Here is a 15,189-nt window from a genome sequence, read left to right as displayed (position 1 = left end):
CGACTTTTAGCGCATTGGAGTGGTTGGGTTCCGCCACCCTTGAATAGGGTGCGGGCATGACGACGCTTCATCCCGGGGCAGTGTTCGGCCACTACCGCCTGGATCGCATTCTTGGCGAGGGTGGAATGGGCGTGGTCTATGACGCCTTCGACACCAAGCTCGAACGGCAGGTCGCGCTGAAGATGGTGCATGCCCACCTGGCCGACAGACAGTTCATCGACATGTTCATCCGCGAGGGGCAGACCCTGGCGCAGATCAGGTCGCCCCACATCATCGCGATCTACGACATCGGTGAGCAGCAGGGCAGCCCGTTCATCGTCACCCAGTTCATCAAGGGCGGTGATGTGACCGGACTCGTACGCAGCAACGGACCGTTGGCGCCGCACCTGGCGTGCCTGGTGAACGCCCAGGTGGCGGGGGCGCTTCACGACGCCCATCAGGCAGGGATCATCCACCAGGACGTCAAGCCGTCGAACGTGCTTGTACGCAACCCGGCGAGCCCTCTCGACCCGTTCGCGTTCCTGTGCGACTTCGGGATCGCGACCTCCTCCTCCGACTCGCCTGCCGGCGGGATCACCGGCACCTGGAACTACCTGGCGCCCGAGTACATCCGTGACGAGCGTGATGCGCAGGGCCGGCCGATCTCGCCGGAGCCGTCACGAGACATCTACGCGGCCGGCTGCATGCTGTGGTTCACGTTGACCGGCAAGATCCCCTACTCGGGTGCGGCCGTGCAGGTGGCGATGGCCCACCAGAACGCGCCGATCCCGCAGTTCGTCGGCACCGATGACTGGACCAAGGCGGCCAACCGGATCCTGCAGCTCTCGATGGCGAAGGACCGTCGGAGCCGCTATCAGAGCGCCGCTGTCTTCAAGGACGACCTGCTGAAGCTGCGCGAGATCACCGCGCCGGCTCAGCTGGTGCCCGCGCCGTCGATGACCGACCCCAACCCGGTGCCGATCCCGGTCGCGGCCGTACGGGCGCCCTCCGAGAGCGAAGCCATCCTGATCGAGGAGGCGCAGCGGCCGTCCAAGATCACCCCGCTCCGGGTCGGGGCGGCGATGGTCGGGGTGGCCGCCCTCGGGGTCGGCGGTGCCCTGGCGATCACCCAGCCCTGGGTCGAGCACGGGCCCGAGCCCATCGTGCCGACGGTCAAGGGGGCTGCGTACGCGGATGTGAACGGGGACAAGTTCGGGGACGTGATCACCAACGTCCAGAACCCCGACGGCGAGGGGGTGGATGTCGTCACCTGGAAGTCGGACGGCCGTACGTTGAGCCCGTCGAAGCCCGTGACGTACAACGACCCTGCGCTTCCGGCCGACAACGACGGGGGCGAGGTATTTCCGCTCTGCGGTGACTTCACCGGCGATGGGAAGAACACGCTCGTCACCTTCGTGCGGAGCGAGAAGGGCTTCGAGTTCCACGGTGATCTGGAGGGATCCATCAAGGCTCCCGCGGGCGTCGTCGCGCAGGGCAAGAAGATGACGGGCTCGAACTTCTACTACGACCTCGGCACCGACGACTTCGACGGCGACGGTGTCGCCGACCTGTTCATGAGTACGCACTTCGGCAACCCGAACCCCGACCTCGACCGGCAGGGGAGAAGGGCCGGTGACGGCACGGTCTGGGTCTACCGAGGAACCGGGTCAGGGTTCGAGGAGCCGACGCTCTTCGCGTCCTATCCGGCCGTACCGGTGGAGCAGATCTCGGTGGGCGAGTTCACCGGCGACGAGAAGGCCGATCTGGTGGTCCTGAACCGGGTCGAAGGTAGCCCGGAGGACATGACCCTCACGTCTGGAACCTCCGACCTGGACCTCTACCAGGGCGAGGGAACGACCGTCGCTGCCGCGAAGCCGTTCGCGTTCAAGCATCAGTCGATCAGCTCGATCGTCGCCGGTGACGTCAACGGCGACGGTCGCGACGAGATCATCGCCGCGGAATCCGGTCGTGGTGAGGGCCAGTCGATCACCGTCGGCACGTTCAGCGAGGACCTGACCCAGTTCTCGATCGCCAACCGCGGGAAGCTTCCCAAGCCCCGCAACACCCTCAAGACCACCAGCAGGTATCCCGTGACCGTCGCCGACGTCAACGGCGACGGACGGACCGACATCGTCGCGGTCACGCAGGACACCAGCGAGAGCCCCTACGCCTTCTACGTGGCTCTGGCCTCGAAGACCGGGACGTTCCCCGGTCACATGATGGCGACGTGGGAGAAGTCGCCCGACGATGTCCGCCGCTACAACCTGATGGGAGGAACCCTCGGATGAGCGATTCCACCGGAACCCCTGACAACACACCGCGGGGGCCGCAGCCCTCGTTCGAGCGTCCCCCGGTCGACGACCCGGACAAGACCACGATCAGGCCACGGGTCGCTCGGCCCGGCGGACCTTCTGCGACGCCGCCGCCACCGCCGCCTCCCGCTCCGACACCACCGCCGCCTCCTCCGCCCACCCAGCCGCCCACGCAGCTGCCGGCCCAGACCCCGCCGCCCCCGCCACCGCCTGTGCAGGACCCGCTACCGGCGACCGTGCTGAAGGCGGACGCCCCCGGCATGATCGGGCCCTACCGGCTCGAGCAGCAGGTGGCGTCGAACGAGATGGCGGTCGTCTACAAGGCCACCGACACCCGGCTCAACCGAGCGGTCGCCCTCAAGGTCCTCCTCGGACGCGGTGCCCGTGACCCCGAGTTCGTGTCCCGGTTCGACAAGCAGGCCACGCTGATGGCCAAGCTGGACTCGCCCCACATCATGGGCGTCTACACCAACGGTCGGACCCACGACGGCGCCCCCTACCTGGTCTCCCAGTTCGCCGACGGCGGTGACCTCGGCTCGCTGCTGAAGGCCCGCGGCCGTCTCCCCGGCCCGCTGGCCGCCGACATCTGCGCCCAGATCGCCGACGGTCTGGCCGCGATCCACTCGCCCGAGGTCGGCGTCGTGCACGGCGACGTGAAGCCGTCGAACATCCTGCTGCGCGACGGCAACAGCCCGCCGTACGCCTACCTGTCCGACTTCGCGGCGGCCCGCGCTGATGACTCCGCGACCGCCAGGCCCGGGATCCACTCCGGTGCGTGGAACTATCTGGCGCCCGAGCGCGCGATGGGTGCGCCGGCGACTCCGGCGAGCGACCTCTACTCGCTGGGCTGCCTGTTCTACGAGCTCGTCACCGGGACCGTTCCCTTCACCGGGGCGAACGACGTCGAGACCGCGATGGCCCACGGATCGCAGCCGATCCCGACGCTGCCGGGCCGCGACGACTTCACCCTGCAGGCCAACGACCTGCTCTCCGGTGAGCGCGGTCTGCTCGTCAAGGATCCGGCGCAGCGTACGAACGAGGCGGTCCGGGTTCGGGACCGTTTCGCCGCGATGGCCGGGCGACAGATGGGCTTCGCGTCCGGAGCCACCGTCACCCTCAAACGCGCCAAGGCCACGTGGTGGATCGCCGGCGCGGCGGCGCTGGCGGTCCTCGTTGCGGGTGGTGCCGCAGTGGGCGTCACCCTCGCGACCACGGAGAACACTCCCGCCAAGCCCAAGCCGGCGGTGACCGGAGACATCGACGGGGACCGGCTGGGCGACCTGGTGCTCGGTGCGCCGTTCGGTGACGTCAACTACAACTGGGACGGCAATGCCGCGACCCTCTTCGCCTCCACCGGCAAGGGCTTCGAGTCCGGCACCACCGAGGGGCTCAAGTTCGGCAACCTGCTCGGGGACCTGGACGCCGACGGACGGGTCGACGTGGTGCAGGTCTCCGGCATCGGATCCTCGTTCAACGTCGACTCCAACGCCAAGGACCAACCCGACGGCGCCATCCAGGTGCCCGCGTCGGGCAAGCGCCTGGCCATGTTCTGCGCCGACTTCAACGGCGACGGCCGCGACGACATCGGCATGATCTCCGTCGGCAACGGGACCAAGCTGCCCGAGGAGGACGCCGACCTGGCCAAGCTCAAGGACCTCGAGTTCCATGTGACGGTCATGCTGAGCAAGGCCGACAACACCTGGGCGAAGAGCACCGACTGGTACACCGGTCCCTGGCAGGGGGCCACGTTCGACGTCAACTTCGACGTCGGTGACTTCGACGGCGACAAGCGAGCCGACGTCATCATGGGTGCCCGGGAGGCCTCACCGGCCGCAGTGGTCCTGCTGATGAGCAATGGCTCGAAGCTCATCAAGACCGACCTCGAGGTGCCCGGACCTGACGGTGATCGGGTCGCCGGGTCGTCGAACTTCGCCGACGTCACCGGTGACGGGAAGGACGAGCTGATCACCCAGGAGATCGTGGACCAGAAGTGGGCCATCCGCGTCTACTCCTACGACCCCGAGGGCAAGAAGTTCGTTCCCGAGCCGTCGTGGGACATCGGCGACCCGGTCAAGAACGACGACGCCGTCAGTGGGTCTCAGATCCCCGCGGTCGCCGACGTCAACGGTGACGGCAGGGACGACCTGGTCAACCCGTTGCGCGCCGGCGACGGGGACTACGAGTATCTCAACAAGGCGTCGGTCCTGATCTCCGGCAAGGACGGGTTCACCGCCGAGACGTGGGAGATGCCCGGAGCCGACCAGTTCGAGACCCATCCGCCGTTGCGCAAGGCATCCAACAACAACGGCACCGGGACGCTCTGACCGGACGACGAACGACGAACGGCCCGCGACCTGGATCAGGTCGCGGGCCGTTCGTCGTTCGAGAGGTCGAGGGCTACACCGAGGACTCGCTCCAAGCCAGCTGGATGACCTCGATGCCACGGTCGCGGGTGACCAGACGCCCACGACCCGGGAGGGTCGGGACCGGCTTCAGGTTGCCGATGAGCGGGCCCTCGTCCGGGTTGCCGGAGAGCAGCAGGCCCGGCATCGCCAGGTCACGCATCGACTGGATGACCGACTCGTAGAGGGAGCGCGACGCACCACCCGAGCGACGAGCGATGACGACATGCAGGCCGACGTCGCCGGCCTGGGCCATCAGCGGCTGCAACGGAGCCAGGGGCGAGCCCTGCTGCGTCGAGACGAGGTCGTAGTCGTCGACGAGCACGAACAGCTCCGCGCCCGACCACCACGACCGGTTGCGCAGCTCCTCGGGCGTGACGTCCGGGCCCGGGATCCGCTTGGTCAGGTACGCCGCCAGGTCGCTCAGCGTCGGGTTGGCCTGCGTCGCCGAGGTGAGGTAGCCGACCAGATAGTCCTCGGGGATCTCGCCGAGCAGCGACCGCCGGTAGTCGACGACCGCGATCTGCGCCTCCTTGGGCGTGTGCGTCCGCATGATCTCGCGGGCGATGCTGCGCAGCATCGAGGACTTGCCGGACTGGCCGTCGCCGAAGACGAGCAGGTGGGGCTCGGTGTCGGGGTTGAGACCGACCGGGGCCAGCTCCTTCTCGTTGATGCCCAGAAGCAGTCGCTTGCCGGGCTTCTCCGCGGTGACCCCGGCCTGCTCGCGGATCCGCTCGATCGTGATCCGCTCAGGCAGCAGCCGCAGCTTCGGTCCGGCAGGGCCCTGCCAGGCCGCGGAGACCCGGGAGATCAGGTCATCGACGCCATCGCCAAGCGTCGCCGCCGAACCGTCGCCGTCCATGCGGGGCAGGGCGCTGAGGAAGTGGAGTTTCTCCTTCACGATGCCTCGACCCGGGCGCCCGGTCGGCACCAGGGCGGCGAGCTTGCGGTCGAGCTCGGAGTCCATCGGGTCGCCCAGACGCAGCTCGAGCTTGGTGCCGAAGACGTCGCGCATCGAGGAGCGGAACTCGGCCCAGCGGCCGGCCGCCGCGACGATGTGGACGCCGAAGGTCAGGCCGCGCGGAGCGATCTCCTGGATGGCGTACTCGAGGTCGTCGAAGTCGGCGCGCAGCGTGCCCCACCCGTCGATGACGAGGAAGACATCGCCCCAGCCGTCGTCGGCCTGGCCGCGAGCGCGGCGGGTGCGGTAGGTCTCGATCGAGTCGATGCCCTGCGCCCGGAAGTAGGCCTCGCGGCGGTCGATGATGCCGGAGATCTCGGCCAGGACGCGGCGTACGACGTCGGGCTCGGAACGAGTGCCGACACCGGCGACGTGCGGGAGCTTGGCCATCGGTGCGAACGTGCCGCCACCGAAGTCGAGGACGAAGAACTGCACCTCCTGCGGCGTCATGGTCAGCGACATCGAGGTGACGATGGTGCGGAGCGTGGTCGACTTACCGGTGCGCGGTGCACCGATGACCGCGACGTGACCGGCGGCTCCGCGCAGGTCGACGGTGAGGGTGTCGCGCAGCTGCTCACGCGGCTTGTCGACGATGCCGAGCGGCACCACCAGTCCACCGAGCCGCTTCCAGGCCGGCGAGTGCAGGCCGAGCTCGGGCGAGGTGGTCAGGTCGGGCATCAGCGTGTCGAGGGTGTCGGGGATGTCGAGCGGCGGCAGCCAGACCTGGTGGGCCGGGCTGCCGTAGCCGGTCATCCGGTCGACGGCGATGTCGAGCATCGACTTCTCGACGCCGTCCGCACCCACGACCGGGGTGGCCGGACGCTCGTCCTCCTCGACCGGCATCGCCAGCTGCTTCACCTCGGCGATCGAGAACGGGAAGATGCCCTGCAGCTTGCCGCCCTCGTCGCGGCGGATCCGCGAGCCCGCGGCCGGCGGCCCCGAGACGTACGCAGCCCGGAACCGCTGCATGTTGGTCGGGTCGGGCTTGAGGTAACCGAGGCCGGGAACAGCCGGGAGCTCGTAGGCGTCCGGCACGCCGAGCACGGTCCGCGACTCCTGCGCGGAGAAGGTGCGCAGACCGACGCGGTAGGAGAGGTGGGAGTCGAGACCGCGCAGGCGGCCCTCCTCGAGGCGCTGCGAGGCGAGCAGCAGGTGGATACCGAGGGAGCGGCCCAGACGACCGATCGCGACGAACAGGTCGATGAACTCGGGCTTCGCCGAGAGCATCTCGGAGAACTCGTCGACCACGATGAACAGCGACGGCAGCGGATCCATCGAGGGATCCTGCGTACGGGCCTTCTCGTAGTCCTTCAGCGAGGAGAAGTTGCCGGCCTCGCGCAGCAGCTCCTGGCGGCGGGTCATCTCACCGGAGAGCGCGTCCTGCATACGGTCGACCAGGGTGAGCTCGCCCTCGAGGTTGGTGATCACCGCGGAGACGTGCGGCATGCCCGCCATCCCGGCGAAGGTCGCACCACCCTTGAAGTCGACCAGCACCAGGTTGAGGACCTCCGGCGGGTGGGTGAGCACCAGACCGAGGACGAGGGTGCGGAGGAACTCCGACTTACCGGAACCGGTGGCGCCGATGACGAGGCCGTGCGGCCCCATTCCCTGCTGAGCCGACTCCTTGATGTCCATGTAGATCTGCTGGCCGGCCTCACCGACGCCGACCGGCACACGCAGCCGGTCGCGGTTGGCGCGGGGACGCCAGGCGACGTCCGGATCGAAGGAACGTACGTCGCCCAGACCGAGCAGGGCCATGTAGTCCTTCGGGGCCGCGATCTCGGTGTCCTGCGGGGTCTCGGCGGCGGCGTCGGAGCCCTCCGGGGCCACGGTGTAGAGCGCGGTCAGGCGGCGGGCGTAGGCCTCGGCGTCGGCCATGCTCATCTGGTCCACCCGCAGGCGGACCGGGTCCATGCGTACGCGCACCTGGTAGCCGGAGACCGTGCTGTTCTCGTCGGGCTCCTCGTCGTCGATCAGGAACCGCACCCGGCTGGAGTCGAACAGCTCGTCCCAGTGGGTCGGCAGGTCGATGACCGTGACGCCCTGGATGCCGTCGTCGGGGAGCACGTGGTTGCCCGGCGGGACGGAGCCGCCGTCGACGATGACCACGACCTGCGGCGACGGGATCCGGTCGTCGGTGCCCCAACGGGCTCGCTCGCCGACCTCGGTCGGCAGCAGGGCGCCGAGGTCGTTGATGTTGGTGACCACCATGCGGCGCGGCCCGACGGCGTCGACCTCGCGACCGCTCTGCGCGTGCGGGAGCCACTTGACCCAGTCCCACTCGGCCAGATTGCGCTCGGAGGTGAGGACGGCGACGATCAGCTGCTCCGGCGAGTGGAAGGCCGTCATCCCGCAGATCAGGGCGCGGGCGAGCGCTCGGGCCTGGTCCTCGTTGCCGCAGATCTCCATCTTGTCGAAGCCGCGCAGGTTGGTCGCGGCCGGCAGGTCGGGCTGGACCCGGTGGACGGTCAGCAGCCGGTGCAGCGCGCTCGCCGAGGCGGGGTCGACCTGGTCGATCGGGGTCTGCTGGGGCGGCACCAGGGTCAGGGCGAGGGGCTGGTGCGCGACGCCGTAGCGGACGTCGAGATAGCGCTTGTGGGTGTTCGAGCGCTCCCACAGCCGGCTGCGTTCCTCGGCGATTGCGGGCAGCGAGGACGGCGCGGGATAGTGCCAGGTGAGCGCCTTGCGCTGCTGCTCGCCGGCCTTGCGCGCCGACTGCCGGATGCCGGCCAGGTAGCGGAGGTAGTCGGTGCGCTGGCCGCCGACCTGCTTCTGCTTCTGCTTCCGCTGCCGGTCGATCTGCACGAAGATGAAGCCGAGCGTGGCGAAGAGGAACATGCCGGCAGCGATGTAGCGCTGGATCGGCGGGGAACCCCCCGTGCCCGACTGCATCGTCGCGATGAGCACGATCGATCCGAGGCCACCGAGCATGGGGATGGCGTTCATCAGGATGCCACCGACGCCCTCGCCCTCTTCGATAGCCGGCGGAGCATTCAGAGCCAGCTCCCCCTCGGGGACCTCCGGCTCCTCGGTGCGGGTACCGCCGGCTGTCGCAGCGATGGTCACGTGTCCCCCTGAGACTGGTTCAGTGCCCCGCGGGCCCGGATGCCGCAGGTGGTCAGGATCTTAGAGTGCCCGCCACCCGGCTACTACCCTTAACCGTGCCGGTCGGGTAAAACGGGCGGTGGAGCTTCCGATGTGGAACTCTGTCACAGGGTCTTCACGCATCCGGGAGGTGTCATGCCCACTCAGACGGCCGATGCCGTTCAGCCGGCGCTCGCAGCAGGCGGCCTGGCGGTCACGGTCCACGGCACCGCCGGAGTGGTCGACATCGTCGTCCCGTCCGATGCGCACGTCTCGGACCTGGCGAGGGAGTACGCGACGGCCGTCGGTCTGCCCGCGGCGCCGGTGTTGCGGGACCGGCGTGGCGAGGTGATCCAACCGGACGCATCGCTCGCCTCGCGCGGCATCTCCTCGGGCGCCCTGCTCGCCGCCGACTCGCCGCCGACGCAGGCCTACGCGCGGCGCGAGGTCGTCGAGACGGCCGCCGCGGTCCAAGCAGGCAGCTTCTCGTTCTACTGGGTCGGTCTGGCCACCCTCCTGGCGGTCGCCGCGGCCGGGTTCGGCGCCCAGGCCGACGGCTGGCAGCGACTGGCCATCGCCGGTCTGCTCGCGCTGGGCGCGTTGATCGGCATCATCCCCGCCGGGCCGTACGCGGCGCGCCGAGCGATCGCCGCTCCGGCCTTCGCCGCCGGCGCCGCCTTCGTCATCACCGCCGACCCGGTGCCCGAGACGCTGCCGATGGCGGTCGGAGTGGCCGGGTTGAGTGCCGCGGTCGTCGCGACGATCTCGCGGTCCCTCGTCGACACCGTCGACGAGAGCCTGAAGATCTGGACCACGACCGGCGTCATCGTCTTCGTCGTGACCGCGCTGTGCGCCCTGCTCGGCACCTCGCCGCAGGTGCCGTGGTCGATCCTGTTCGCCGCCGCCGCGCTGGCTGCGCGGATCGTCCCGTCGTACGCCGTCGACGTCCCGGACTCCTATCTCCTCGATGTCTCCAAGCTCTCCGTGACCGCCTGGTCGGCACGGGCCAGGACGACCTCCGGCAAGGCGACGGTCCCGATCGACGAGGTCACCGAGGTGGCCGAGCGCGGCGCCCGCACGCTGGCGGCGGCCTCCTGGGCGGTCCTCGCCGTTGTCGCGGTGAGCGGACCGGCGCTGGCGGCGACCGTGACGGACGACCTGGACCGGATCGGTGGCTGGCTGATCCTGCTGGCCGGCTCCTTCGTGATCCTGCTCGCGGCGCGCAGCTATCGCTACTGGCTGCCTCGTGGCGTACTCCGGGTTGCCGGGGTTATTGCGCTGGCGGTCGGGGTCCGTGCCTTCGTAGGCTGGGTCGACCCGGAGTTGGTCTCCTGGTTCGGTCTGGGAGTCGTGGTGATCGGGTTCGCCGTCATCATCGCGGCGATCGCGACCGGCCGGGGCTGGCGCTCGGCGAAATGGGCGTCTCGGGCCGACTGGGCGGAGTCGCTGTGCGGCGCCGCTGTCATCGCATCGTTCGTGGTTTCCTCAGGCTTCTTCCGTCACCTGTGGGAATCGGGTTTCAACAGCTAGACAGCAGGGCTGAAAAAGTTCAGAGATTTGTGTTTAGAACTCCGGAGACGGGGTAAGAACACATTGTCCGGACCTCGGGGGAGCCCAACGGGAGCCGGGCTCCAACAGGTATCAAACCTAGGAAAACCGGTTCCGCCGGTGGAAGGACAGCACCATGAGCAGTGAGATCAAGCAAGGCCAGGCGATCAACACCGCCGTCAACTTCATCAACGAGACCAAGGCCAAGCTGCAGAGCGTCAACAGCCGCACCGTCTCGGAGGCCCAGGCGGAGGGCGCATCGGGCTGGAAGGGTGCCGGCGGCACGTCGTTCCAGCAGCTGATGAACACCTACAACGAGAAGTCGCGCGAGATCACCAACGCGCTCGACGAGCTCACCGCGGGTCTCGAGAACGCCCGCAAGGTCGGTAGCCAGGCCGACGAGGATGTTGCCGGGCAGTCCAGCTCCGTCACCTCCAGCATGGACAGCATCTCGTACAAGATGGGTGGCTGACCACCCGGTCAGGCCGCATTTCAAGCAGAGGACTGGAAGGAACTGACATGGGTGAAGAGATTGTCGTAAACCACGGGAAGATGGGCTCCATCACCGACGTCCTGCTCAAGGGCGTGGCCGACATGGACCGCGAGCTCGACGAGCTCGAGCGTCACATCCTCGGTCTCCAGGAGAACTTCACCGGTGAGGCGGCCGACGCCTACAACCGGGCCCAGGCCAAGTGGAACCAGAGCATCCGCGAGCTCGGCATGGCTCTGGACCGCGGCAGCAAGTTCGTCAACGAGGCCAACGCCAACATGCACGACGCGGACCGTCGCGGTGCCGGCGGCTTCGGCGGCTGAGTTCTTCAGCACACAGGCAACACGAGGGGATCGGTGCGGGGCACCGGTCCCCTCGTCGCTCGTTTTATGGCAAAGTCAGCGCTGATGTTCGCTGTCTGATTCAGCGAGCGCGAGGTAGGTCTAGCTCTCGGGACATTCGGTCGGTTCGTCTCGGGCACAGGCACGACGCGAGGAGTTCGTGAAATGACGCAGGCGCAGGTGGCGCCCACTGGGCTGGTCCGGGTCACGGTCGCCTCCGGCACACGTCGGATGGACCTGGTGCTGCCGGGCTCGGTGCCGGTGGCGGAGCTCGTGCCGGAGCTTGCGCGAAGCGTCGGGTTGCTCGACCCGCAGACGGCCTACGCCGGCTACCGCGTCGTGCTCGCCGACGGCCGCAAGCTCGCCGGTGACCTCGGTCTGATCCCGCAGGGTGTCGAGGACGGCGGCGTGCTCACCGTGAGCGCCGGCATCGACGACAAGCCGCCGCGGGTCTACGACGACGTGGTCGAGGCGATGACCGACGTCGTCGAGAGCGAGATGGCCCCCTGGAAGCCGGAAGCAGGACGACGTACGTCGCTGCTGGCCGCCGCGCTGCTGCTGCTCCTCGGTGCCGGCGCGCTGTGGACGCAGGCGCCGTCGATGCTCGCTGGCGTCGCTGCCGGGGTGATCGGCATCGTCCTCGCCGGAGGCGCGATCGTGCTCTCCCGGCTCGAGGCCGAGAACGACGCTGCGATCGCCGCGGTGTGGATCGGTGAGGTCTACGGCGCGGTCGCCGGGTTCCTGATCGGCTCGGCCTCGCTCGGCCCCGACGGAGGCGTCGGGATGCCGCTGGCCTTCGCCGGTGCTGGCGCGATGCTCGCCGCCGCGATCGGCTTCCTCGGGCTCGGCGAGGCCCGGATGCTGGCGATGCCGGGCGCCCTCGTGGGTGGTGTCTTCCTGGTGGCCGGCATGCTGCTGAGCATGACCGGCTGGAAGGCCGGTGTGGTGCTCGGGATCGTGCTGGTCGTCGTCGTGCTGGCCGGCAGCTTCTTCCCGTGGCTCGCGCTGAGCACGACCAAGACCGACGTCCCCCAGCTCTACTCCGACGAGGACATCAACCTCGACCCCGACGAGATCCGTGAGGACCAGGTCCGGGTCGACGCCAAGGTCGCCCACGAGATCCTGGTCGCGATCTCGCTCTCCGTCGGCGTCCTGGTCGTGCTGACCGCGCCGTTCGTGGTGCGGCTCGGGCTCTTCGGCACGCTGCTGGCTTTGGCCGCGTGTGTGGTGCTGATGCTGCGTACGCGGCAGTACCGGACGGGTTCTGAGGTGCTCGTCGGCCTGGTCTCCGGGATCGCCGGGCTGCTCGCGATCGGTGCCGCGCTGCTGGTCTACCACGAGTCGTGGCGGCCGACGACCGCCGTCGTGCTGGCAGCCGCGGGTGGCGTACTCCTGGTGCTGACGCTGGTCCCCGACGTCGGGTCGATCCGGCGCGGCCGCCTGGCCGACGTCGCCGAGACGATCTGCCTGCTCGCGATGCTGCCGCTGATGGTGCTCGCCTCGGGCCTCTTCGGCGCCGCGGTGGCTGGTTTCTGATGGCCAGCAAGAAGGACCTCGTAGAGGCGCATGCCTTCAGCCGTCGCCGTCTCGTCTCCGCGTTCCTCTCGGGTGCCCCCGGTGGGCGCGAGGTGGAGCCGGCCCGTCCCGGTCGCTCGGTCTTCGGTGGCGTCGTGCTCGCGGTGCTGCTCATCGCCGGTGGCGCCGTCGCCCACTTCCTCTCGCCCAAGCCCGCGACCGGCTGGGCCGACACGGACGGCCTGATCGTCACCAAGGGCGGTGCTCGCTACGTCGTCACCGGTCCTGACAAGGACAAGGAGCTGCACCCGGTCGTCAACCTGGCCAGCGCCCAGCTCATCCTCGGCCTCGACCTGGAGAAGAATTCCAAGGTCATCGACCAGGAGGAGATCGACAAGGAGTTCCCGAAGGGGACGATCGGCCTCTCCGGTCCTCTCGTCCCCGAGGAGCTGCCGCTCAAGTCCGACTTCATCAACACCGGCTGGACCGCGTGCACCGCCAACGGCGCCGGCACCTATCTGAACATCTCAGAGAAGCCGGACGTGAAGTCGGCGGCGGACACCGGTTTCATGGTGCAGACCGAGGACGGCAACTACCTCATCGCGGAGAATCAGAGCACCGAGGGATACGCCCAGGCCTACAGCTACAAGATCGAGGGTGACTCGGAGACCTACGCCGACCGGACCTTCAACGGACCGGTCTCGACGCCCACGGTGCCCCAGGCGTGGGTCAACCTGTTCCCCACTGGGGCGCCGTTGTCGGGCGCGTCCTTCGGGAGTGCGTTCACCAAGGTCGGCGGGACGGTCGAGGGTGAGGAGTACCCGATCGGCACCAAGGCCAACTACCAGGCCAACAACTATCTGATGACCGAGTCCGGCTGGATTCGGCTCGATGACTTCGCCAGCGAGGTCTATGACGTCGCCTTCGGCAGCAAGGCCAACCAGCAGTCGCTGAGCTCACAGCCGAACATCAACGGCGAGCGTCTCGAGACCTCCTGGCCGAGCGCGACCCTCGAACCGGGCACTGGCAGCGTCTGCGCCAAGCTCGAGACGAAGGACAAGACGACGGTGCGACTCGGTGTTGAGCCGGGCGAGAAGGCATGGCCGACGTCGGAGCCCCCTGCGGCCGGTGACTTCACCGCTGCCCGGGTCGACCCCGGCAAGGGCGCCTTCGTGTTCGCCGCCAACGGCGAGGAGCTTCAGAAGCAGAGTGCGACGCCCTACCTGATCGACGCCCGCGGCACCGCGAACACCCTCGACGGACCGGTCACGGTTCAGCGGCTCGGTCTGTCGACCGCCTCCGGGCCGATCGTCCCCGGAACGTGGCTGCGCCTGCTTCCCGCTGGCGCGGCGCTGTCGACCGAGTTCGCGCTCTGCCCGCCGAACACCGGCAAGGTGAGCAAGGAGGACCTGTGCGAGCCCTTGGAGTGACGCCGCTGCGAGGGGGGATCGCGCTCGTCGCTGTGCTGGGCGGACTGACCTTCCTGGGCGGCCCGAGCCCCGCGTACGCAGCGGAGGAACGGCCACTCTGCACGGCCTACGAGAAGAACCTCGGGGGCGGCGCTCCGCAGAAGGCGGAGACCCAGACGGCGCCGGTGCCGGAGACGGTGGCCCCGTTCGCGATCATGCGGATCGCCGAGGCGCAGAAGGTGAGCAAGCAGGGTCAGGGGATCCGCATCGCCGTCGTCGACTCCGGCTACAGCGCCAAGGCGCAGGACTACCACGGCACTGTGGCAGCCGGCCTGATCTCCGAGATCGCGCCCAAGGCGAAGCTCAGCGACCACCCGGTCCTCAAGGTCGGCCAGGAGAAGTCGACGATCGACGCCAAGCAGATGGTGGCCCAGCTCAACTCGCTGGCCAAGGGCAACGCGAAGGGGCTGATCGTCGACATCGGTCTGCCCGCGACGGAGGCCGCGTCGGGCCTGGACACGGCCGTCGACACTCTCATCAAGAAGGGCGCCATCGTGGTGACGGCCGCCGACTGGTCCGGCGTCGCCACTGCCACGGACCGGGACATGGGGCCCAAGGTCTTCCCGAACGCCAACGAATCCGTGGTGACGGTCAGCGCCTCCGGCACCGGGGCGTCGGACCCGGAATCCGCGGTACTGCCCAACTCCAACACCGACGTGGCCGCTCCGACGTACGGGGCGCCGTCGAAGACGCTCTTCGGCCAGCCGTGCTGGGTCGACTCGATCTCGACGTCCTTCGCCTCCGCCGAGGTCTCCGCGGTGCTCGCCCTGATCTGGTCGACCAACCGGGGGTGGAGCGCCGAGCAGGTCATCGACCGCCTCTACGGCACGACGTCGGGCCGCGAGGGCCAGGGAGGCCGATACTGGGGTGCCGGCGTGGTGAATGCGTACGACGCCCTCACCCGTCCCGCCGTCGAGGAGGCCGCCAAGCCCCCGGAGGTGGAGCAGGCGCCGATGGCCCGGGAGAAGGTCGACCCGCTGGCCACCGTCCGTGAGAACGCCATCTGGTGGGCGATCGCCGGCGGCGGTGCGCTCGGGCTCGGGCTGGTCCTGCGGCCGTTGCTCTCGCGGCGCAAGGGCTCGATGTAG

Annotated in this window: 9 protein-coding genes; 8 read left to right on the top strand and 1 reads right to left on the bottom strand. The window is 68.9% G+C overall.

Going from position 1 to position 15,189, the window contains the following annotated elements; translation table 11 throughout:
* The first annotated feature begins 56 nt into the window (after positions 1–56).
* Both BLT25_RS06155 and BLT25_RS06150 read left to right on the top strand, forming a co-directional pair.
* A complete protein-coding gene (locus tag BLT25_RS06155; RefSeq protein ID WP_091043272.1) occupies positions 57–2,267 on the top strand; it encodes a protein kinase domain-containing protein in 2,211 nt (736 codons plus the stop codon).
* Entirely contained in the window at positions 2,264–4,615 is a 2,352-nt protein-coding gene (locus tag BLT25_RS06150) for a protein kinase domain-containing protein (RefSeq protein ID WP_176883654.1), read from the top strand. The genes BLT25_RS06155 and BLT25_RS06150 overlap by 4 nt, the downstream gene beginning before the upstream one ends.
* Before the next feature lie 73 nt (positions 4,616–4,688).
* Here BLT25_RS06150 and eccCa read toward each other — a convergent pair whose 3' ends face one another.
* Positions 4,689–8,720, bottom strand: a complete 4,032-nt coding sequence (eccCa, locus tag BLT25_RS06145; RefSeq protein ID WP_091043266.1) for a type VII secretion protein EccCa — start codon at positions 8,718–8,720, stop codon at positions 4,689–4,691.
* Between the two features lie 174 nt (positions 8,721–8,894).
* On the opposite strand from eccCa, the gene BLT25_RS06140 reads away from it, so the two are divergent.
* From BLT25_RS06140 to BLT25_RS06115, 6 genes are all read left to right on the top strand, one after another.
* A complete protein-coding gene (locus BLT25_RS06140) occupies positions 8,895–10,268 on the top strand; it encodes a ubiquitin family protein (protein ID WP_091043264.1) in 1,374 nt (457 codons plus the stop codon).
* Between the two features lie 154 nt (positions 10,269–10,422).
* The gene (locus BLT25_RS06135) at positions 10,423–10,758 is read left to right on the top strand and encodes a WXG100 family type VII secretion target (RefSeq protein WP_091043262.1); all 336 of its coding nucleotides are present in this window, start codon (positions 10,423–10,425) and stop codon (positions 10,756–10,758) included.
* A gap of 47 nt (positions 10,759–10,805) precedes the next feature.
* Positions 10,806–11,099 (top strand): WXG100 family type VII secretion target, encoded by a 294-nt coding sequence (locus tag BLT25_RS06130; RefSeq protein ID WP_091043260.1) that lies wholly within the window; start codon positions 10,806–10,808, stop codon positions 11,097–11,099.
* 183 nt (positions 11,100–11,282) lie between these two features.
* Positions 11,283–12,653 (top strand): type VII secretion integral membrane protein EccD, encoded by a 1,371-nt coding sequence (gene eccD / locus BLT25_RS06125; RefSeq protein ID WP_091043257.1) that lies wholly within the window; start codon positions 11,283–11,285, stop codon positions 12,651–12,653.
* Entirely contained in the window at positions 12,653–14,062 is a 1,410-nt protein-coding gene (locus tag BLT25_RS06120; protein WP_091043255.1) for a type VII secretion protein EccB, read from the top strand. The genes eccD and BLT25_RS06120 overlap by 1 nt, the downstream gene beginning before the upstream one ends.
* Positions 14,044–15,189 carry a S8/S53 family peptidase gene (locus BLT25_RS06115; RefSeq protein WP_143033646.1) on the top strand — a complete coding sequence of 382 codons (1,146 nt, stop codon included), beginning with the start codon at positions 14,044–14,046 and terminating at the stop codon, positions 15,187–15,189. The genes BLT25_RS06120 and BLT25_RS06115 overlap by 19 nt, the downstream gene beginning before the upstream one ends.

It is taken from the genome of Nocardioides sp. YR527 (genome assembly GCF_900101045.1).
GTDB lineage: Bacteria > Actinomycetota > Actinomycetes > Propionibacteriales > Nocardioidaceae > Nocardioides.
Note: the sequence above shows the minus strand (reverse complement) of the source record. Positions and strands in the feature narration are given on the sequence as shown.

Excerpts from the sequence above, each read along its gene's own strand:
- BLT25_RS06140 (WP_091043264.1), top strand. The coding sequence starts at position 8,895 with ATGCCCACTCAGACGGCCGATGCCGTTCAGCCGGCGCTCGCAGCAGGC.
- BLT25_RS06130 (WP_091043260.1), top strand. The coding sequence starts at position 10,806 with ATGGGTGAAGAGATTGTCGTAAACCACGGGAAGATGGGCTCCATCACC.
- BLT25_RS06120 (WP_091043255.1), top strand. The coding sequence starts at position 12,653 with ATGGCCAGCAAGAAGGACCTCGTAGAGGCGCATGCCTTCAGCCGTCGC.
- BLT25_RS06155 (WP_091043272.1), top strand. The coding sequence starts at position 57 with ATGACGACGCTTCATCCCGGGGCAGTGTTCGGCCACTACCGCCTGGAT.
- BLT25_RS06135 (WP_091043262.1), top strand. The coding sequence starts at position 10,423 with ATGAGCAGTGAGATCAAGCAAGGCCAGGCGATCAACACCGCCGTCAAC.
- eccD (WP_091043257.1), top strand. The coding sequence starts at position 11,283 with ATGACGCAGGCGCAGGTGGCGCCCACTGGGCTGGTCCGGGTCACGGTC.
- BLT25_RS06150 (WP_176883654.1), top strand. The coding sequence starts at position 2,264 with ATGAGCGATTCCACCGGAACCCCTGACAACACACCGCGGGGGCCGCAG.